The 449-nt window shown below is 38.1% G+C and carries 1 protein-coding gene; it reads left to right on the top strand.

The window, feature by feature from the left end; genetic code table 11:
• Nucleotides 1-283: hypothetical protein (locus tag CVH10_RS25735; RefSeq protein WP_181244458.1), on the top strand; the 283-nt coding region annotated here is incomplete at its 5' end.
• Between the last annotated feature and the right edge of the window lie 166 nt (nucleotides 284-449).

Here is a 449-nt window from a genome sequence, read left to right as displayed (position 1 = left end):
TAGGCAGGGGGAGATTCGTCAAGCGGAAATGGAGATTTCCAATTTACATAAGAAGATTGAGCAATATGAAGATAATGATAAAAAGAATAATGCAATTATTTTAGAGCAGCGGGAACAGTTGGGTGAGTTGCAGAAAAAGAACAAAGAAATTACTAGGAAAAATCAACAGCTCCATGATCGACAATCTAAGATTGACAATGAAATCCTGAAAGCAGAATCGCAGCTTTCTCTGCTCAAAGAGCTTTTGTTTGAGGGTGGGTTTGATGTGAATAACCTCCCCTGAGTGCGTGAGAAGCTGTCCTATTGAAGAATTATGAATTTAGGGGCGTTTTTTATCGAGTACATAACACCATGCTAAGGGTGTCTTGTGAAAAAAAATAACGCCGATTACTCTGAACCAAGCAATGAAAGCGTGAGTGGAAAAAGATCATTAAAGATATCGAACTATA

This window comes from Halomonas sp. ND22Bw, from assembly GCF_003011945.1.
Lineage (GTDB): Bacteria > Pseudomonadota > Gammaproteobacteria > Pseudomonadales > Halomonadaceae > Halomonas > Halomonas halophila.
Note: the sequence above shows the minus strand (reverse complement) of the source record. Positions and strands in the feature narration are given on the sequence as shown.